Here is a 17,913-nt window from a genome sequence, read left to right on the forward strand (position 1 = left end):
TCAGGGGCGCAGGGGCGGCACGCGGACGATGATCAGCTCGATGTCGTCCGGGCGATCGCGGGCGATCCAGCGCCCGTCACTCCCAGGGTAGTTGTTGTCATTGGCGATCAGCAGCCGTTCGGAGTCGAGCACCTCGAGGCTCTCGACGGACTGGAGGGGGAAGGAGAACGGGTCGCCGACACCGAACTCACCCGCCCGGGCCGGGAGCGAGATTCCGTTCGGGTCCCGGATCCGCAGCAGATCCACCACGAGTTGCTTCTCCAGGTACCCCTCGGCGTCCATGCGCCGCAGGTCGACCAGGTAGATCTTCTTCTGCCGGGCCTGCTCGCCCTGATCATCGTCGCGCTCGATCGCCAGGAAGCGGTTGGCATCCAGTGCCGTGAAATCGCCGATGACAGCGTCCGGGAACTCCGCGTCCACCCGGTAGTTCCACTTCTGGCTGGTGTACTTGCCGGCGGCCAGATCGAACTGGTTCACGATGCGGCGCCGGGGATCCGTATCCTCGCGGAGCGCCCCCTCGATCACAGGGTAGAGCCACTTGCCATCGGTGCTCAGGGCCATGCCCTCGAAGCCACGGCTGGCACGGAGCGTCCACGCATTTTCCCCGGGGAGGTAGGGATTCTGCGGCGACCGCACATCGGGCAGGGGAATCGGCGCCTCGAGCACCTTGCCGTTCGCGTCGGTGTGCAGGAGGAACGGCCCGAACTCCTCACCGAACCAGAAGTCGCCGGCCTGTGTGCGGCGCACGGACTCGAGGTCGAAGTCGGCGCCGGTCAGCAGCCGGTCCTGGCGAGTGAGCGCGAAGGGAATCTTCCCATCCGGATCGCTGAGTTGCACGAAGGAGAGCACTTCGACCGTACCGCTGCCGCCCTTCTCCGTGCGGAACTGCGGGCGGATGCGGTAGATGCGGAGCAGGAAGTCCGGCGAGTTGTTCTTCGTACCGAAGCCGTTGTCGGGCATGGCCCAGAACTCACCACCCCCCGCATCGAGAATGGCCGAGAAGCCGGGGATCGGCTGGCCCGGAAGCGGACCCGTCACACCGTTGTCGGGGGTGACGAGAGCACCCGAGGGAGGCCCCGGCTGGTAGAGATCCGAGGGTAGGATGGCCCGGCTGATGAGCGTGGGCTCCTTGACCGTGCCGTTGTCCTTGGGAGGGGAATCGCAGGCAATGCCCGATACCGCGGCGCAGAGCGTGGAGAACAGCAGCAACCTTCTCATGGGGAGGTTCTCGTCGAGCAGGGATGAGCGAGAGCGCTCATGGCGGGGCATCTACCGGGCGACGATGAACCTGCGGCAACATCTGCCTGACCGGAGTGTGTCTTCCCCCCTGGCATCGAACGGACAGCGCTCGATCAAGCCTTCGCTTTTGGAGGAGTTGAAACCTCCATGTCCCAGACCTGACGAAGCTCACTCCCATACAGGGCCGATTGGATCACGCCATCGGCATCCAAGCGAATCAGGGACGGAGTCCACACCGATGCGCACTCATCGCAGATGTAACGGCTGTATGGACTCTCGGTGACCACAAAATGCTCCAGCCAGCCCTGCTCGTTGCAGCGAGGACAACTCCGCTTCACCTCCAGACATGACGTGCACTGGTACAGCCGGATCCCCATCGGGTCCTCGCGGAGGAAGTGGACCGATCGGGTCTGACACTGCGGACACAAGATGCCCGATGGCTCGGTCATGGGATTCCACCCGGAAGCTCTACCGGCAGGAGCAGCCTCGAAGCTCCCTCCCCTCCTCCGAGCTCCACCGTCTGCGCGGCCACCACCGGCGTCGTCTCCTCGTACCAGGGGCGCGCGGTGTTCAGGTGCGCCGACAGCATGGGGTAGTTCGACGAGGACACCCAGAGCCCGAGCCGGTGGCCCTTCGCCAGCACCCACGAGGCGGGATAGAAGTCGATCTCCACCTCGCGCTCACTGCCCAGTGCGTATGGCAGGGGCTCCAGCGTGTCCGCCAGCGGCAGACGCAGGGTCGCCGCACCGTCGGTGACATGCAGCGCGCGCCCTTCCGCATCCACGTCGACGAGCTTGGCGACGAAGGCGGTGTCCTCCGCGCTCGACCGCACGCGAAGACGCAGCCGAGCGCGGCCGGCGATGCGCATATCGGACTCCGCCGCGGGTCCAACGAAGCGCAGCACGTCCTGCCGCGCGCACGGCCACGTCTGCACCACCGGGCCCGGCGTGATTCCCTGGCGGCCCAACATGGCGAAGGCCAGCCCTCGCGCCCCACCCTCGCTCCGCCAGGGCTCGGCGGGATCGTATCGGTAGGTCAGCGACGCGGACGCGGCCGGTGGCTGGGCGCCCAACGAGGCCGAGGCACACGCCCCGGGCGCACCTCCGGCCGGCGCCGTGTCCAGGAAGAACACCTGCTCCCGCGTCGCGGGAGGCCACGTGGGCAGGACACGGGCCCCGCTGTCCCCGTGCCCGGCGACCACCACGCGGCCCGCCTCGTACGGCAGGGGCACGCCCTGGAGCGCATGGCGCAGCCACGGAATGGTGAACCCCCACTGGTTCATGTCGTCCTTGATACCGGGGGTCTTCACGGCCCCGCTCTGCGCGCCCACATGGTTCCACGGCCCCAGCACCATCACGCTCCGGTCGCGCGAGGCGAGTGACTCCCACGTGCGCAGGGTGGCCGGCAGGAAGGGATCATCGAAGCCACCGACGAGGAGCATCGGGACCGGGAGCCGTTCCGGCATCCGCCGCAGGGCCTCGGTCTCCGGCCGCCGCCACAGGCCTCCCCCGGGCTCCAACGCGTTCAGCCACTCCCGGTAGAACGGAAGCGGCGCGCCGGTGGCCGCGACATCGGCCTCGAGATGCGGCCGGTGCTCGAGCATCTTCCGGTAGGCCTTCCCCGCCGAGGCACGGGTCCCTTGGCGGCCCGGCATGAAGGCCGCCCACGCCGTCAACAGCTCATGCGGGAGGTGCCCTCGCTCGGAGACCACCTCCCGCAGGTCCGTGCCGAAGACGGAGACGACCACCGTCCTCACCTCGACCGGCAGTTCCCCCGTCATCGCGGCGAGCGCCGTGCCTCCGAGGTACGACATGCCGTAGAGCGCGATGTTGCCATCGACGAAGGGTTGCCCCACGAGCCAGCGCAGGGTGTCCTGGCCATCGGAGACCTCGTTCATCAGGGGCCACCACTCACCGCCACTGGCCATCCGTCCCCGCACGTCCTGCAGCACACAACCCAGGCCGTAGCGGACGAACAGATCACAGGTCAGATCGATGAACGGCCCGAGGTCGTAGGGGTTGCGGATGAGCACCACCGGTGCGCGCTCCACTCCCTTCGGCAGGAAGATGCGCGTGGACAGCTCCACACCATCCCGCATGCGCACGGCTTCCGTTCGCCAGGACCCCGGCTCGTGGGTGAAGGCCGGAAGCTCATGGGAGGACCGCCGATCTTCCTGGATGGCGTTGCGCACCAGGCCACAGCCCACGGTGCAGCACCCCAGGAGGACGACGAAACACCGGACCCAGAACGCTCGAACACTCCGCATGCGCCGAGGGTATCCACAATCGAATCCGGGCAACAGCGAGGCGTGGGTGGGGACTGTCCACCCGGGAGGGACTGCATACATTGGCGGCGCCATGGATGACGCGCGGCACGAGCCGGAGAAAGACGCTTCACCCCAGAGGCGCCGCCGTCCGGTGATGGAGTCCCTGCGCGAGTACGGCCGGGGCATCGCGGGCGGGCTGCTCTTCAGCCTTCCCCTGCTCTACACGATGGAGGTGTGGTGGGCGGGCTTCATCGCCCGGCCCGCCCACCTGCTGCTCTACCTGCTGGGGACCTTCGTGCTGCTGCTCGGCTACAACCGCTATGGCGGCTTCCGGCGGGATGTGGATTGGAGCGAGGTGTTCACGGACTCGGTGGAGGAGCTGGGGCTGGGGCTCCTGGTGTCCACGGGGGTGCTCTTCCTGATTGGCCGCATCACGGCGAACAGCTCGTGGCCGGAGGCGGTGGGAATGGTGACGGTGGAGGCGGGCACCGTGGCCATCGGGATCTCCGTGGGCAGCGCGCAGTTCGGGGGCGGAGGCGGCAAGGAAGGGAGCGAGGAGACGGAGCGCGAGGCGGCCGAGCACGTGCCCGGACAGCTCGTCATCGGCTTCTGCGGAGCGGTGCTCTTCGCGGCCAACGTGGCGCCCACGGAGGAGATCGTGATGATCGCCGTGGAGCTGACCCCCGGGCAGCTGTTGGGGACGGCGATGCTCTCGCTGCTGCTCGGGGGGCTCATCCTGTACCAGCTCGACTTCACGGGCGCGCGCCGCTTCGCCCGGCATCGCCGGCTGGGAGACGTGCTGATGGGCACGGTCATCACCTATGCGCTGGCGCTCGCCTCCTCGGCGCTGGTGCTGTGGTTCTTCGGCCGCTTCGAAGGCAATGGGTTGTCCATCTGCGTGGCGCAGGTGGTGGTCCTGGGATTCGCGGGGACGCTCGGCGCCTCCGCGGGAAGGCTGCTCATCCAATCATGAAGGCGAATTGGAACTGGCTGGAGCGGCTCGTCTTCGCTGTCAGCTGCGTGTTCGTGGCGGCGGTGCTGGGCTACGTGGCGGTGGACGCGTGGACGATGGACGAAACACCGCCGGACCTGGTGGTCACCGTGGGGACGCCCCTTCGGGGGAGTGGATACTGGCGGGTGCCCATCACCGTGGAGAACCGCGGGGAGGAAACCGCGGAGGAGGTCCGGGTGGGGGTGGACCTGCGCCAGGGAGGCGAGGTCCGGGAGCGCTCCGAGCTCTTCCTCTCCTACGTGCCCCGCCACTCCCGGCGGGAGGGATGGGTTACCTTCATCCACGAGCCCTCCCCCGCCGGATTGGAAGCGAGGCCTCTCGGTTACGCCAGACCCTGAGCGCACGCCCGGGTGACAGATCCACGAGGCGCGGGTGTTTGAGTGCGCGAACCGTACGGGCCGCGCACGCGAGCCCCGATTGAAGGACGGCACATGCACATCTCTCGTTTCGGACGAATCTCCCTGGGTGCGGCACTGGCGTTGTGGCTCACGGGCTGTGACACGGAACCACCCCCCGGCCCTGGCGGCCAGACACCCGTCTCCACCTGTGAGCGGCTCGCGCCTCGACTGCAGAAGGCCCTCGAGACCTCCCTCCAGGAGGAGGATCTCCCCGGAATCACGGCGTCGCTTCGCCTCCAGGACTGCACCTGGCATGGAGCGGCGGGCAAATCCCAGATGGAGCCCGCCACCGAGATGAAGGCCGAGGACCGGCTGCGTGCCGGCAGCATCACCAAGACGTATATCGCCACGGTGATGCTGCAGCTCCAGACGGAGGGAAAGCTGTCGCTGGACGCCCCGCTCTCGACCTGGTTCCCCGACATCCCCCGCGCGAACGAGATCCCCGTGCGCCGGTTGCTCAATCACACAAGCGGCGTGGCCAACTACACCACCCACCCGGACTTCGCCGCCCAGCTCGAGGCCAACCCGGGCAAGGTCTGGAACCCCGAGGAGCTCGTCGCCCTGGGTGTCTCCGTGTCCCCCGAGTTCGAGCCGGGGACGAAGTGGAGCTACTCCAACACCAACTACATCCTCGCCGGGCTCATCATCGAGAAGGTGACCGGGACGCCGCTCACCCAGCAACTGCGCACGCGCATCTTCGACCCGCTGGGACTGAAGAACACGGGACTCGATGGGCTCGAGCCACTGCCCGCCCTCACCGTGCGCGGCTACACCCACCCGTCGCCCGAGAGCACCGCCTGGGTGGACTACACCGACGTGCTCCACCCGAGCGCCGCGGGGAGCGCTGGCGCCCTGATCTCGACCGCCGACGAGGTCAGCGCCTTCTACCAGGCGCTCCTCGGGGGCTCGCTCCTCACCGCCCAGCAGCGCGAGGAGATGAGCCAGTGGGTGTCACGCCAGATGCCGGAGGCCCCCGACTACGGGCTGGCGCTCGCGAGACTGCCGACTCCGGCGGGCGAGCTGCACTTCCATGACGGCAACATCCCCGGCTTCTCGGCCCTCGCCGGCTACCTTCCCGAGCGCAAGGCGGCCGTCGCGGTGCTGACCAACAAGGAGAGCGCCAACGCGATCGGCGCCATGGGGCGGCTGCTGGAGGTCCTCGCCGCACCGTGAGGACCCGGGCCACCCCCGCCCCGCCCGGCTAGCTCGCGGAAGCCAACCAGGGCGTCGTCTGCGAGAAGTCGTAGATGCGCTCGATGGCGATCTGCTTGTAGCGCTCGACCTTCACGGCGCGCCGGGCGCACTCCCAGACGAGCTCCACGGGAGGACGATCCGGCTCCTTCTTCTTGCGCCGCTTGACCTCGGCCTTGATGGACTTCACGGCCACGCGCGGGTGGAAGCAGAAGGCGGAGGAGAACAGCAGGTGCCCGGCGAACGGAATGAGCCGGGCCTCCAGCACGTCCCCCGTCTCCAGCCCCGCCACGGTGCGCCGCTCGGTGACGTCGAAGTCCTTGCCGGAGAAGAGCTCGCGCAGGCGCACCATGCCCTTGCCCAGCTTGCGCACCTCGAAGAGACCGTGGACGGTCTCCGTGAAGCAGCGGAAGGCGTTGGCCTCCTCGGGCGAGGCCCCCTGCTGCCGCAGCTGGTACAGCTCCGCCGCTGGCGTCAGCTTGGAGATCGGCGAGACGCGGTCGAACAGGTAGTAGTCCAGGAAGGACGCCATCCGCAGCTCGAAGATCTGATCGTCCTCGAAGACCTCGCCCGTGAGGCGCAAGTACTCCGCCTTGGCGTCGAGCAGGTCCGGCTTGCGCGACTCCTGGCTCCCGAAGGCGATCAGCTGATCCAGATAGGGCTGGTACGACAACGGCGAAAGAGGGGATTCCATGGGGCTACGAGATCCTACTCTCCGGCCATCAGCTTCGCGAAACGCGCGAAGAGGTACCGGGCGTCATGCGGCCCGGGCGAGGCTTCCGGGTGGTACTGCACACTGAAGGCGCGGGCGTCGGGGACGACCAGGCCCTCCACGGTGCCGTCATTGAGGTTGATGTGGCTCACCACGGCCTTGCCCTTCACGCTCGCATCATCCACCGCGAAGCCGTGGTTCTGCGAGGTGATCTCGACCTTGCCGGTGGTCAGGTCCTTGACCGGCTGGTTGGCGCCCCGGTGGCCGAACTTCATCTTGTACGTCCGGCCGCCCAGCGCCAGCGCGAGGATCTGGTGTCCCAGGCAGATGCCGAACACCGGCACCTTGCCGAGCAGCGAGGCCACCACCTTGTCCGCACCCTTCACCGCCGCGGGGTCTCCCGGGCCGTTGGCGAGGAACACGCCGTGGGGCCTGCTCGCGAGCACCTCCTCGGCCGTCGTCCCGGCGGGGACCACCTTCACGCGGCAGCCCACGTCCACCAGGAAGTGGAGCATGGAGCGCTTGAGGCCGTAGTCGTAGGCCACCACGTCGAAGCGCAGCTCCGGCGCGGGGCGCGGGGCCTCGCCGAGCAGGTTCGGCGTGGGCGTGGTGAAGAGGTAGGACTCCTTCGTGGACACGCCGGTGGCGAGATCCTGCCCCTCCATGCCCCGGGCGGCGCGGGCGCGCTCCACCAGCGCGGCCGCGGTGTGGCCCTCGGAGGAGATGACCCCCATCTGCGCGCCGTGCGTGCGCACGTGGCGCACCAGGCGGCGGGTGTCGATGCCCTCGATGCCCGTAATTCCATGGCGCTTCAGGTAGGCGTCGAGCGACTCCTGGGCGCGCCAGTTGGACTGCTGGGCGGTGGCGTTGCGCACCACCATGCCCACGGCGTGGGGCTTCGGCGCTTCCTCGTCACCGGGGTTGGCCCCGACGTTCCCCATCTCGGGATACGACATGGTGACGATCTGGCCGACGTAGGAGGGATCCGTGAGGATCTCCTGGTAGCCCATCATCGACGTGTTGAAGACCACCTCTCCGACCGTTTCACCGGCCGCCCCGAGAGCGCGACCCTCGAAGGTGGTGCCATCCGCCAGCGCGAGCACTGCCCGCTTCATCACCTGTGCTCCTTGATGTGACCGTCCTCGAAGACGAGCCGCCCGGAGACCCATGTCTGGGCGACCCGACCCGTCAATCGCCGACCGTGGAAGGGGGTGTTCCGACTGCGCGAGAAGAACCTCGCCGAGTCCACCGTCCACTCCGCGTTCGGCTCCACGACTACGATGTCCGCCGGGGCTCCAGCCGCCAGATGACCGCCTGGCAGCCCGAATGCCTTCGCGGGTCCGTCCGTCAGCAGGGCAACCGCCCGCTGAAGGCTCAGCACGCCCTCGCGCACCAGCGCCAGGGTGAGACCCAGGGCCGTCTCCAGCCCCACCACGCCATTCCACGCCTTGTCGAACTCCACCTGCTTCTCCAGCACGCCGTGGGGCGCGTGGTCCGTGGCGATGGCATCGATGGTGCCATCAGCCAGGGCCTCGCGCAGGGCTTCCACGTCGCGGCGGGTACGCAGGGGGGGATTCATCCGGGCGTGCGTGTCATAGGCGCCCACGGCCTCGTCATCCAGCGTGAAATGATGGGGCGCGGCCTCGGCGGTGACGCGCAGGCCCTGGCGCTTCGCCTCGCGGAGGAGGCGCACACTGCCCTCGCAGGAGACGTGGGCCACGTGCAGCCGCCCCTTCGTCTCCTCCAGGAGCACCAGATCGCGCGCCACCATGGCCACCTCCGCCGAGGGAGGGATGCCGGTGAGGCCCAGCCGCGTGGAGGTGCGGCCCTCGTTCATCACGCCCTTGCCGGAGAGGGTCAGGTCCTCCTCGTGCACCATGACGGGCAGGTCGAAGAGCTGGGCGTACTGGAGGGCGCGGCGCATGAGGCCGGCGTTCATCACCGGGCGGCCGTCGTCGGTGATGCAGACGCAGCCGGCCGCGACGAGCGCGCCCATCTCCGACATCTCCTCACCCTGGAGACCCTTGGTGATGGCGCCCGCCAGGTACACGTGGCACAGCCGCGCCTCGCGGGCCTTGGCCTTCACGTACTCGGTGACGAGCACGCTGTCGTTGACGGGCTTGGTGTTGGGCATGGCCACCACGCCGGTGAAGCCACCCGCCACCGCGGCCATGCAGCCGGTGAGGACCGTCTCCTTGCCCTCCTCGCCCGGCTCGCGCAGGTGCACGTGCAGGTCGATGAAGCCCGGCAGCACCAGCTTGCCGGCGGCTTCCACCACCTGGACGTCCGGCCCGCTCGGCGACAGGGGCGCCTCGGACACTTCGGCGACGCGGCCGTCGCGCACCAGCACGTCGCGCACACCGTCCACGCCGTTACGGGGATCGATCACCCGCCCGCGGCGGAAGAGGATCGTCGAGTTCACCGGCACACCTCCTCGAGGATGGCGCGGCGGACGGCCACCCCATGCGCCACCTGCTCCAGGATGACGCTGCGGGGACCATCGGCCACGGCCGGGGCGATCTCCACCCCGCGATTCATGGGACCGGGGTGCAGGACGAGCGCCTCCGGCTTGAGCCGCTCGGCGCGGGCGGCGTTGAGCCCGAACAGGCGGGAGAACTCGCGCGCCGAGGGGAAGAAGTTCTCCGTCTGCCGCTCCGTCTGCACGCGCAGGCACATGACGGCGTCCGCGCGGGGCAACACCGCGTCGAGGCTCGTGGACACCTCGGCGCCCAGGGACTCCAGCCCGGGCGGCAGCAGCGTGGGCGGGCCGCACAGCACCACCTTCGCGCCCAGCGCGGTGAGGCAGTGCAGGTTGGAGCGGGCCACGCGGCTGTGGAGGATGTCGCCGACGATGACCACCGTGCGCCCGTCCAGGCGGCCCCAGCGGCGGCGCAGGGTGAAGGCGTCCAGCAGGGCCTGCGAGGGGTGCTCGTGGGTGCCATCCCCGGCGTTGACGACGGCGCAGCGCACGTGCTTCGCCACCAGGTGCGGCGCCCCCGAGGAGCGGTGCCGGATGACGAGCACCACCGGGCCGGTGGCTTCGATGTTGCGCACGGTGTCCAGCAGCGTCTCGCCCTTGGACACGGAGGAGCCCGCGGCCGTCCAGTTGAGCACGCGGGCCCCGAGCGCATGCGCCGCCATCTCGAAGGAGGTGCGGGTGCGCGTGGAGTCCTCGAAGAAGAGGTTGGCCACCACCCTGCCCCGCAGGACGTGCGAGGCGTCTGGCCCACCCTGGAGGTGTGCCTCGGCCCGATCCAGCAGCGCTTCGATGTCGGCGCGCCGCAGGCCCTCGATTCCCAGCAGGTGTCTCATACGCTCCCTAATCAGTCCGGGATGCCTTCCTTCACGGCGCTGAAGCGCAGCGTGCGGACGGCGTTGGTCGGCTTGAGCCGGACCGTCCGCTCATAACTCACCTCGATGCGGACGTTCTGGGTGACCTCACTGCGCTCGATGAGGATCTGCTCATCCGTCAACCCCAGGCCGGGCTTGAGGACATCCCGGTCGAACTGGTCCCTCTCCCAGTGCGAGCCCAGCTGGCTGGTGCGCTCCCGGATGATGTTGCGCAACATGGGGTCGGAGTAGTTCTTGCCCGACAGGTTGTGGGCCACCGCGACGGCTTCCTTCACGTCGAGGTGGTCCACGTAGAAGGGCCCCACCATTGCCCCCGCGTAGATGGCCCCTCCGACAACGGCCAGGAGCAGCAGGGTACCGAGGCTGACCTTCCCAGAAGGATGGCGCATGAACCCCGGGCGTAGCAGCGGCGCGCGCGGCGCGTCAAGCACCCGCGCGGCTTTCAACGTACGGGCTCGAAGAGGCGGTCGGTGCGCAGCCCGGTCCCCTCCAGGAAGTTGCTGAACCAACCCCCGTACCCGAGCGCCAGCCAGATGACCATGGCCTTGCCCTTGATGTGGCCGTAGGGGACGAACTCCACGCCCCGGCCGGGCTCGCCCAGGCCGTAGCGGCTGTCCAGGCTGTTGTCGCGGTTGTCACCCATCACGAACACATGGCCGGCGGGGACGACGTAGGGCCCCTCGGAGTGCGTCCGGGGCGAGGGCCCGTCCTGCAGCACCGAGTGCGCCTTGCCGTCCAGACTCTCCTGGAACAGGAACATGCGCTGGGGGAACCAGGGACCGTTGTCGCCCTTGTTGTGGACGAGCAGGTCCTCCGTCACCAGCGTGCGCTGCTGGGCCACACCGTTGATGTAGACGACGTTGTCGATCAGCTCCACCTTGTCACCGGGGATGCCGATGACGCGCTTGATGAAGTCCAGCTCGGGCCGCACGGGGTTGTTGAAGACGATCACATCGCCACGTGCCGGCGGGCGGACGATCTGGAACGGCACGTAGTTGGTGAAGGGCAGCCGCACTCCGTAGATGAACTTGTTGATGAAGACCTGATCGCCGATCTCCAGCGTCGGCAGCATGGAGCCGGACGGAATCCGGTACGGCTCGATGATGAAGACGCGGATGATGACCGCGATGGCCAGCGCCTTGGCGAAGCCGGAGAAGAAGTCCCAGGCGCTCTGCTTGCGCCAGACCCCCAACAGCTGAGTGGCCAGCGTGTCGAGCGCCTTCGTCTCCTTCTCCAGCCGGGAGCCATCCGCGGCCAGCGAGGCGGCCTCCACCTGCATGGCCTGCTCGGCCAGCCGGGTGGACGTCTCGGCGGGGATCTTCCCGGGCACGCGCTTCTGGATGCGGGCGATCTCCCCGATGAGCTCGCGCGCCTCGTGCCGAAGGTGGCGCAGCTGCCGCTCCTTGGGAGAGGCGAGGCGCCAGCCGATCAGCCCCAGGAAGTAGATGAGCATCGCCAGGGCCAGGTACTGCATGAGCGGCTGGGCCCACGCGGCGGAGGCCGGGATGAACTCGATGAGGACGAGGTAGGGGATGAAGGCCAGCCCCAGGATGACCAGGGGCGCCCACAGGCTGGTGAGCAGTTCGCGCCACAACAGGGCACGGCTGGCCTTGAGCTGCTCCGGCGTCCGGCGGGCGGCCATGCTGGCCTCGAGGCCCCCCGGCGGAGTCGTGGTCGCGGTGGTCGACATGGCCTACTCCTCCGTCTTCAGAACCGCGAGGAACGCTTCCTGCGGGATTTCCACCGAGCCCACCTGCTTCATGCGCTTCTTGCCCTCCTTCTGCTTCTCGAGGAGCTTGCGCTTGCGGCTGATGTCACCGCCGTAGCACTTGGCGAGCACGTTCTTGCGGATGGCGGAGATCGTCTCGCGCGAGATGATCTTCGCGCCGATGGCACCCTGGATGGCCACCTCGTACATCTGCTTCGGGATGACCTCCTTGAGCTTCTGGCACACCTCGCGGCCGCGCTGGTAGGCGCGCTCCTTGTGGACGATGACGCTGAGCGCGTCCACCGGATCACCGTTGATGAGGATGTCCAGGCGGACGAGGTCCGCCTCCACGTAGCCGGCCAGCTCGTAGTCGAGGCTGGCGTAGCCGCGCGTGACGCTCTTGAGCTTGTCGAAGAAGTCGAAGACGACCTCGGCCAGCGGCATCTCGTACGTCACCTGCACGCGCGTGCCGCTGGTGCCCAGGTACTTCATGTCCTTCTGCACGCCGCGCCGGTCCTGGCACAGCTTGAGCACCGCGCCCAGGTAGTCGTTGGGCACGTGGATGTGACAGGTGAGGACGGGCTCCTCGAACTTGGCGATCTTCTGCACCGGCGGCAGCTTGGCCGGGTTGTCCACGTGCAGCACCGCGCCCTGCGAGTCGGTGATGCGGTACACCACCGAGGGCGCCGTGGTGATGAGCGACAGGTTGTACTCGCGCTCCAGCCGCTCCTGGACGATCTCCATGTGCAAGAGGCCCAGGTAGCCGCAGCGGAACCCGAAGCCGAGCGCCGTGGAGGACTCGGGCTCGTAGGTGAAGGCCGCGTCGTTGAGCTTGAGCTTGGCGAGCGCGTCGCGCAGGCCCTCGTACTGCTCGGAGTCCACCGGGAAGATGCCGGAGAACACCATGGGCTTCACTTCCTTGAAGCCCGGGAAGGGCGCGTCCGTGGGACGCAGCTCCTCCGTCACGGTGTCACCCACCTTGGCGTCCTGGAGCTCCTTCACGTTGGCCACCAGCACGCCCACCTCGCCGGCCATGAGCTGCTGCACCGGGCGGGAGAACGGGCTGAAGACACCCAGCTCCTGCACCTCGAACGTCTTGTTGTTGCTCCACAGCTTGATCTTCTGCTTGAGCTTGAGCGTGCCCTCGAGCACGCGCACCAGCGTCACGACGCCGCGGTAGTTGTCGTACCAGCTGTCGAAGATGAGGGCCCGGAGCGGAGCGGCCGGATCACCCGAGGGCGGCGGCACGTTCTTCACCACCGCCTCGAGGATGTCCTTGATGCCGATGCCCTCCTTGGCGGAGGCCGGCACGGCACCGGAGCCGTCGATGCCGATCACGTCCTCGATCTCCTGGCGCGTGCGCTCCACGTCGGCGCTCGGCAGGTCGATCTTGTTGATGACCGGGATGATCTCCAGGTTGTGGTCCAACGCCATGTAGACGTTGGCGAGCGTCTGGGCCTCGACACCCTGGGAGGCGTCGACCACCAGGAGGGCGCCCTCGCACGCGGCGAGCGAGCGGCTCACCTCGTAGGCGAAGTCCACGTGTCCCGGCGTGTCGATGAGGTTGAGGACGTACTTCTGGCCGTCGCTTGCGGTGTAGTTCATCCGCACCGACTGCGCCTTGATGGTGATGCCCCGTTCGCGCTCCAGCTCCATGTTGTCGAGGAACTGGTCCTGCGCTTCACGCTTGGTCACCGTACCGGTGGCGTCCAGCAGGCGGTCGGCCAGGGTGGACTTTCCATGGTCGATGTGCGCGATGATCGAGAAGTTGCGGATGTGAGCGTTGTCGGCCGGCATGGTAGGGGGGCCTCTGGCTACGTCGAAGCCGGCTTGACTAACACCGAAGCCCACCAAAATCCATGCATCCGAGAGCCCGGCGGGCAAGCGGGCCGCCGCCGGGATGCGATACCCACCCAGGAGGGTGGGCGGGACGGCTAACGGCTAGCGGGCGGTGTGCTCGCGGAAGAAGGCCAGGGTACGGCGCAGGCCCTCGGGGAGCTCCACGGACGGCTGCCAGCCCAGCACCCGGCGCGCCAGGGCGTTGTCCACACAGGAGCGCATCTGCTCACCCGGCCTGGCGGGAGCGAGGATGGCCGGCTTGTCCACGCCAGCCGCCTGGGCCAGCAGGGTGTAGAGCCGGTTGATGTCCGTCTCCATGCCGGTGCCGATGTTCACCGGGCCCACCACGTCCTTCTCCACCGCCAGCAGGTTGGCGCGGGCCACGTCCTCCACGTAGACGAAGTCGCGCGTCTGCTTGCCCTCGCCGTAGATGGTGCAGTCCTTCCCGCCGAGCAGGCGCTGGCAGAAGATGGACACCACGCCGGCCTCGCCGTGCGGGTTCTGCCGCGGGCCGTACACATTGGCGTAACGCAGGGCGGCGTACTTCATCCCGTACTGGGCCTTGTAGTAGCCGAGGTAGATCTCCCCGGCCGCCTTGGAGACGCCGTAGGGCGACACGGGCCGCGTCGGATGGGTCTCGGGGGCCGGGAAGACGTCCTGCTCGCCGTAGATGGCCCCACCAGTCGAGCTGAACACCACCTTCTGGACACCTGAGACGCGCGAGGCCTCCAGCAGGTTGAGGAACCCGAGGATGTTGGCGTCCGCGTCGAAGCGCGGGTCCTCCACGCTGCGGCGCACGTCCATCTGCGCCGCCAGGTGGCAGAGCACCTGCGGGCGCTCGGCCCGGATGAGGCCCGCGGCCTCCGGGCTGCGGATGTCCATGACTTCCAGGCGCACCCTGGGGTCCAGGTTCTCCTTCTTCCCGCTCGACAGGTTGTCCAGCGCGATGACCTCATGGCCCGCGCGCACGAACGCATCACACACGTGCGAGCCAATGAAACCCGCCCCACCAGTCACGAGGACTTTCACCGCGACACTCCTGCCACTCAACAGTGGCGACCGTGAGAAAACCGCCGGAAAATTAGGGGGTGGAACCCCGGGTGGCAACCGATCGGAACCAGGCGATTGTCTCCCGCAGTCCCTCCTCCAGAGGTACTCGCGGCTCCCACCCGAGCAGCTGGCGGGCCCGGGAGATGTCCGGTTTGCGTTGCTTGGGGTCGTCCTTGGGCAGCGGCTTGTGGATGATCCGCCCTCCCCCACCCGCCGCGGCGCGCACCGCCTCGGCGAACTCGAGCATGGTCATCTCGCGGGGGTTGCCGATGTTGACGGGGTCGGTGACGTCCGACAGGGCCAGCCGCACCAGGCCGTCGACGAGATCCCTCACGTAGCAGAAGGAGCGCGTCTGGGTGCCGTCGCCGAAGACGGTGAAGTCCTCGCCGCGCAGGGCCTGGCCCACGAAGGCGGGCACCACGCGCCCGTCGTTGAGGCGCATGCGAGGCCCGTAGGTGTTGAAGATGCGGACGATGCGCGTCTGGACGCCGTACGAGCGTGCGAACACCATGACGAGCGCCTCGGCGTAGCGCTTGGCCTCGTCGTAGCAGGCGCGCGGGCCGATGGAGTTCACGTTGCCCCAGTAGTCCTCGCGCTGCGGGTGCACCAGCGGATCGCCGTAGATCTCCGACGTGGAGGCCTGGAGGAACACCGCCCCCTTGGCCCGGGCCAGCCGCAGCCCGTTCTCCGTGCCGATGGAGCCCACCCGCATCGTCTCCAGCGGCAGCTTCGCGTAGTCGATGGGCGAGGCCGGCGAGGCCATGTTGAAGACGTAGTGCACCGGCCCATCCACCGAGAGCCCCTCGGTGATGTCCTGACGCACCACCTCGAAGCCCGGACGGCTCCGCAGGTGCTCCACGTTCTGCTCGGAGCCGGTGAGATAGTTGTCCACCGAGACGACCCCGGTCGCGCCGTCGTCGAGCAGCCGCTCGCACAGATGCGACCCCAGGAAGCCCGCTCCACCCAGCACCACCACCCGCTGGCCCTTCATGCTCTTCGGATTCGTCATGATCTAGAGCTCGTCGAAAGAGGCCTGCCCGGGCAGCTGCGCCTTGTACTTCTCCAGCACGAGATCGATCCCCTGCCGGATGTACTCGGCCACCGGGACCTTGGTCTTCTGGTTCAACGCCTTGAGCAGATCGTTCTGCTCCGGCGTGATGTAGATGGTCGTGCTGATCTTCTTTCGGGCCATGGCGATATGTGAAAATATATGGACTTACATGGCCATTGAAGCGCTGTTTTTCGGGGCCCGTGAACCGGCCGTCGAAATGGCGCCAGGAGTGGTGATGTCCTCGATGAGCAAGTGGGTGGTGGGGCTCGCCCTGGTGGGTCTCTGTGGGTGCGCGTCCGACAAGGGAGCGAAGCAACCGGAGGCGGCGAAGAAGGAGGCCGGGCAACCGGCACCGGAGCCCATCCGCCCCCAGCCGGCGTCCAACGAGAAGGTGTCGGAGAGGGACACCAACACCGACGACAAGGCGGACGTGTGGGTCTACTCGGTGGAGGAGCGAGGGGCGGAGGGGGAGACGCGCCTGCGGATGGTCCGCAAGGAGCTGGACATCAACTGGGACGGCCGGGTGGACCTGACCACGTACTACGACGCCCGCGGGGAGCGTGAGCGCGAGGCGATGGACCTGGACTTCGACGGGAAGGTGGACTCGGTCGCCTTCTACGAGAAGGGCGTCAACGTCCGGAAGGAGCGGGATCTGAACGGGGATGGCCGGACGGACGAGTGGGCGTACTACGAGCGGGGCAAGCTGGCGCGCAAGGAGCGGGACTCCACGGGCGACGGCCGCGTGGACTACTGGGAGTACTGGGAGAAGGACCAGGTGGATCGCATCGGCGAGGACCTGGACGGTGACGGCAACGTGGACAAGTGGAGCCGCAACGCCCAGGCCGAGTGAGGCTCAGACGCCGGAGGTCGCGCGGAACACGACCCCGTCGCCCTCGAGCGACCAGGCGCCATCCGCCGCGCTCACGAACACCGACGCGCCCCGGGGCAGCGCGAGCGCCTGTCCGCCCACCGACAGCCGGGCGGCGCCGCTGGTGCACAGGAGGATCTCCGGCCCCCGCCGCTCCGGCCGCGAGACAACCCCTGGGCGGAGCTGGATGCGCGAGAGGCGGAACTCCTCGGTGGGCGTGGGATAGACGAACTCCACCCCATCCGTGGAGGACTCCGGGACGAGGGCGATGGGGCCACACCGGAAGTCCAGCACGCGGAGCAGCTCCGGGACGTCCACGTGCTTGGGCGTGCACCCGCCCCGCAGCACGTTGTCCGAGTTGGCCATGATCTCCACGCCGACGCCCCGCAGGTACGCATGGAGGTTGCCGGCCGACAGGTAGATGGCCTCCCCCGGTTGCAGGCGCACGAGGTTGAGCAGCAGCGCGCCGATGACGCCGGGATCGCCCGGGTAGAGCTCGCCGAGCCGCACGGCCCAGCGCAGCTCCCCGGCGAAACGGCTCCCCTGCTCCGCGCGCGCCGCACAGGCCGAGACCACCGCGTCCACCAGGGGCCCGCGCTGCTCGCGGGGGAACGTCATCAACGCCTCGAACATGCGCGCGATCCCCCGCGCGTCGGGCTCCGCGCGCAGCGGGGCGAGCAACGGCTCGAGGGCCGCCACGCCGAGCGAGTCGAGGAGCACGAGCGTCTCGTCCGCGCGGCGAAAGCCGCAGAGCGCATCGAACGGGGTCAGCGCGCAGATGAGCTCGGGCTTGTGGTTGGCGTCCTTGTAGTTGCGGTGCGGGGCGTTGAGCGGAACGCCGAGCGCGTTCTCCCGCGCATACCCCTCGCGGGCCTGGACGAGGCTCGGGTGGGTCTGAAGGGACAGCGGAGTCTCCGCGGCGAGCACCTTGAGCAGGAAGGGCAGGTCCTGCCCGAACCGGCGGGCCACGGCCTCACCGAGCTCGCGCTCCGGCGCGGACCGGATGGCCTCCAGCAGCGTCCGCACATCCGAGCCCCGGCGCACGCGCGACGGGGCTCCAGGGTGGGCTCCCATCCACAGCTCCGCCTGACAGGAGGCAGAGGGAGACGGCTGCCCGAGCAGCTCGGCGATGGCGGTCCGAGAGCCCCAGGCGTACGGCTGGATGACGTTGTCGAGGAGATCCATTGCAGGGGCGCCCAATAGCACTCCGGGCGCCACCCCGCCACCG

Annotated in this window: 17 protein-coding genes; 4 read left to right on the forward strand and 13 right to left on the reverse strand. The window is 68.5% G+C overall.

The annotated features are described in order from the left end of the window. The gene (locus NR810_RS35145; RefSeq protein ID WP_257458903.1) at positions 1-1,218 is read right to left on the reverse strand and encodes an esterase-like activity of phytase family protein; all 1,218 of its coding nucleotides are present in this window, start codon (positions 1,216-1,218) and stop codon (positions 1-3) included. 466 nt (positions 1,219-1,684) lie between these two features. Further along, positions 1,685-3,505 (reverse strand): CocE/NonD family hydrolase, encoded by a 1,821-nt coding sequence (locus tag NR810_RS35150; RefSeq protein ID WP_257458904.1) that lies wholly within the window; start codon positions 3,503-3,505, stop codon positions 1,685-1,687. Between the two features lie 91 nt (positions 3,506-3,596). Between NR810_RS35150 and NR810_RS35155 the strand changes: the two genes are divergently transcribed. The 3 genes from NR810_RS35155 to NR810_RS35165 all read left to right on the forward strand — a co-directional run bounded on the left by NR810_RS35155 (position 3,597) and on the right by NR810_RS35165 (position 6,088). Further along, the gene (locus tag NR810_RS35155) at positions 3,597-4,478 is read left to right on the forward strand and encodes a TIGR02587 family membrane protein (protein ID WP_257458906.1); all 882 of its coding nucleotides are present in this window, start codon (positions 3,597-3,599) and stop codon (positions 4,476-4,478) included. After that, a complete protein-coding gene (locus tag NR810_RS35160) occupies positions 4,475-4,855 on the forward strand; it encodes a hypothetical protein (RefSeq protein WP_257458908.1) in 381 nt (126 codons plus the stop codon). The genes NR810_RS35155 and NR810_RS35160 overlap by 4 nt, the downstream gene beginning before the upstream one ends. A gap of 93 nt (positions 4,856-4,948) precedes the next feature. Further along, positions 4,949-6,088 carry a serine hydrolase domain-containing protein gene (locus NR810_RS35165; protein WP_257458910.1) on the forward strand — a complete coding sequence of 380 codons (1,140 nt, stop codon included), beginning with the start codon at positions 4,949-4,951 and terminating at the stop codon, positions 6,086-6,088. A 28-nt stretch (positions 6,089-6,116) separates the two neighbouring features. On the opposite strand, the gene NR810_RS35170 is transcribed toward NR810_RS35165, so the two are convergent. The 10 genes from NR810_RS35170 to NR810_RS35215 all read right to left on the reverse strand — a co-directional run bounded on the left by NR810_RS35170 (position 6,117) and on the right by NR810_RS35215 (position 15,958). Continuing rightward, positions 6,117-6,800 (reverse strand): hypothetical protein, encoded by a 684-nt coding sequence (locus NR810_RS35170; protein ID WP_204228220.1) that lies wholly within the window; start codon positions 6,798-6,800, stop codon positions 6,117-6,119. A 14-nt stretch (positions 6,801-6,814) separates the two neighbouring features. Next, entirely contained in the window at positions 6,815-7,933 is a 1,119-nt protein-coding gene (carA, locus tag NR810_RS35175) for a glutamine-hydrolyzing carbamoyl-phosphate synthase small subunit (RefSeq protein ID WP_257458913.1), read from the reverse strand. Then, positions 7,933-9,240 carry a dihydroorotase gene (locus tag NR810_RS35180; protein ID WP_257458915.1) on the reverse strand — a complete coding sequence of 436 codons (1,308 nt, stop codon included), beginning with the start codon at positions 9,238-9,240 and terminating at the stop codon, positions 7,933-7,935. Before NR810_RS35180 ends, carA begins: the two co-directional genes overlap by 1 nt. Continuing rightward, positions 9,237-10,130, reverse strand: a complete 894-nt coding sequence (locus NR810_RS35185) for an aspartate carbamoyltransferase catalytic subunit (RefSeq protein WP_257458918.1) — start codon at positions 10,128-10,130, stop codon at positions 9,237-9,239. Before NR810_RS35185 ends, NR810_RS35180 begins: the two co-directional genes overlap by 4 nt. 11 nt (positions 10,131-10,141) lie before the next feature. After that, entirely contained in the window at positions 10,142-10,558 is a 417-nt protein-coding gene (locus NR810_RS35190) for a hypothetical protein (RefSeq protein WP_257458920.1), read from the reverse strand. Positions 10,559-10,611: 53 nt separating this feature from the next. Then, positions 10,612-11,859, reverse strand: coding sequence for a signal peptidase I (lepB, locus tag NR810_RS35195; RefSeq protein WP_257458922.1), 1,248 nt, complete (start codon positions 11,857-11,859; stop codon positions 10,612-10,614). Positions 11,860-11,862: 3 nt separating this feature from the next. Beyond that, positions 11,863-13,674, reverse strand: a complete 1,812-nt coding sequence (gene lepA / locus NR810_RS35200) for a translation elongation factor 4 (RefSeq protein ID WP_257458923.1) — start codon at positions 13,672-13,674, stop codon at positions 11,863-11,865. Between the two features lie 144 nt (positions 13,675-13,818). Further along, a complete protein-coding gene (locus NR810_RS35205) occupies positions 13,819-14,745 on the reverse strand; it encodes an NAD-dependent epimerase/dehydratase family protein (protein WP_257458924.1) in 927 nt (308 codons plus the stop codon). A 52-nt stretch (positions 14,746-14,797) separates the two neighbouring features. Beyond that, positions 14,798-15,757: a UDP-glucuronic acid decarboxylase family protein gene (locus NR810_RS35210; RefSeq protein ID WP_257459019.1), complete on the reverse strand. Its 960-nt coding sequence runs from the start codon at positions 15,755-15,757 to the stop codon at positions 14,798-14,800. 21 nt (positions 15,758-15,778) lie between these two features. Beyond that, positions 15,779-15,958: a ribbon-helix-helix domain-containing protein gene (locus NR810_RS35215; RefSeq protein WP_257458926.1), complete on the reverse strand. Its 180-nt coding sequence runs from the start codon at positions 15,956-15,958 to the stop codon at positions 15,779-15,781. A gap of 94 nt (positions 15,959-16,052) precedes the next feature. On the opposite strand from NR810_RS35215, the gene NR810_RS35220 reads away from it, so the two are divergent. Further along, positions 16,053-16,667: a hypothetical protein gene (locus NR810_RS35220; protein ID WP_257458927.1), complete on the forward strand. Its 615-nt coding sequence runs from the start codon at positions 16,053-16,055 to the stop codon at positions 16,665-16,667. A 3-nt stretch (positions 16,668-16,670) separates the two neighbouring features. On the opposite strand, the gene manA is transcribed toward NR810_RS35220, so the two are convergent. Beyond that, positions 16,671-17,870 carry a mannose-6-phosphate isomerase, class I gene (gene manA, locus NR810_RS35225; RefSeq protein ID WP_257458928.1) on the reverse strand — a complete coding sequence of 400 codons (1,200 nt, stop codon included), beginning with the start codon at positions 17,868-17,870 and terminating at the stop codon, positions 16,671-16,673. Positions 17,871-17,913 lie beyond the last annotated feature (43 nt).

This window comes from Archangium lipolyticum (assembly GCF_024623785.1).
GTDB lineage: Bacteria > Myxococcota > Myxococcia > Myxococcales > Myxococcaceae > Archangium > Archangium lipolyticum.

Excerpts from the sequence above, each read along its gene's own strand:
- NR810_RS35190 (WP_257458920.1), bottom strand. The coding sequence starts at position 10,558 with ATGCGCCATCCTTCTGGGAAGGTCAGCCTCGGTACCCTGCTGCTCCTG.
- carA (WP_257458913.1), bottom strand. The coding sequence starts at position 7,933 with ATGAAGCGGGCAGTGCTCGCGCTGGCGGATGGCACCACCTTCGAGGGT.
- NR810_RS35150 (WP_257458904.1), bottom strand. The coding sequence starts at position 3,505 with ATGCGGAGTGTTCGAGCGTTCTGGGTCCGGTGTTTCGTCGTCCTCCTG.
- NR810_RS35165 (WP_257458910.1), top strand. The coding sequence starts at position 4,949 with ATGCACATCTCTCGTTTCGGACGAATCTCCCTGGGTGCGGCACTGGCG.
- lepA (WP_257458923.1), bottom strand. The coding sequence starts at position 13,674 with ATGCCGGCCGACAACGCTCACATCCGCAACTTCTCGATCATCGCGCAC.
- NR810_RS35145 (WP_257458903.1), bottom strand. The coding sequence starts at position 1,218 with ATGAGAAGGTTGCTGCTGTTCTCCACGCTCTGCGCCGCGGTATCGGGC.
- NR810_RS35215 (WP_257458926.1), bottom strand. The coding sequence starts at position 15,958 with ATGGCCCGAAAGAAGATCAGCACGACCATCTACATCACGCCGGAGCAG.
- NR810_RS35210 (WP_257459019.1), bottom strand. The coding sequence starts at position 15,757 with ATGAAGGGCCAGCGGGTGGTGGTGCTGGGTGGAGCGGGCTTCCTGGGG.
- NR810_RS35170 (WP_204228220.1), bottom strand. The coding sequence starts at position 6,800 with ATGGAATCCCCTCTTTCGCCGTTGTCGTACCAGCCCTATCTGGATCAG.
- NR810_RS35185 (WP_257458918.1), bottom strand. The coding sequence starts at position 10,130 with ATGAGACACCTGCTGGGAATCGAGGGCCTGCGGCGCGCCGACATCGAA.
- lepB (WP_257458922.1), bottom strand. The coding sequence starts at position 11,859 with ATGTCGACCACCGCGACCACGACTCCGCCGGGGGGCCTCGAGGCCAGC.
- NR810_RS35220 (WP_257458927.1), top strand. The coding sequence starts at position 16,053 with ATGTCCTCGATGAGCAAGTGGGTGGTGGGGCTCGCCCTGGTGGGTCTC.
- NR810_RS35155 (WP_257458906.1), top strand. The coding sequence starts at position 3,597 with ATGGATGACGCGCGGCACGAGCCGGAGAAAGACGCTTCACCCCAGAGG.
- manA (WP_257458928.1), bottom strand. The coding sequence starts at position 17,870 with ATGGATCTCCTCGACAACGTCATCCAGCCGTACGCCTGGGGCTCTCGG.
- NR810_RS35160 (WP_257458908.1), top strand. The coding sequence starts at position 4,475 with ATGAAGGCGAATTGGAACTGGCTGGAGCGGCTCGTCTTCGCTGTCAGC.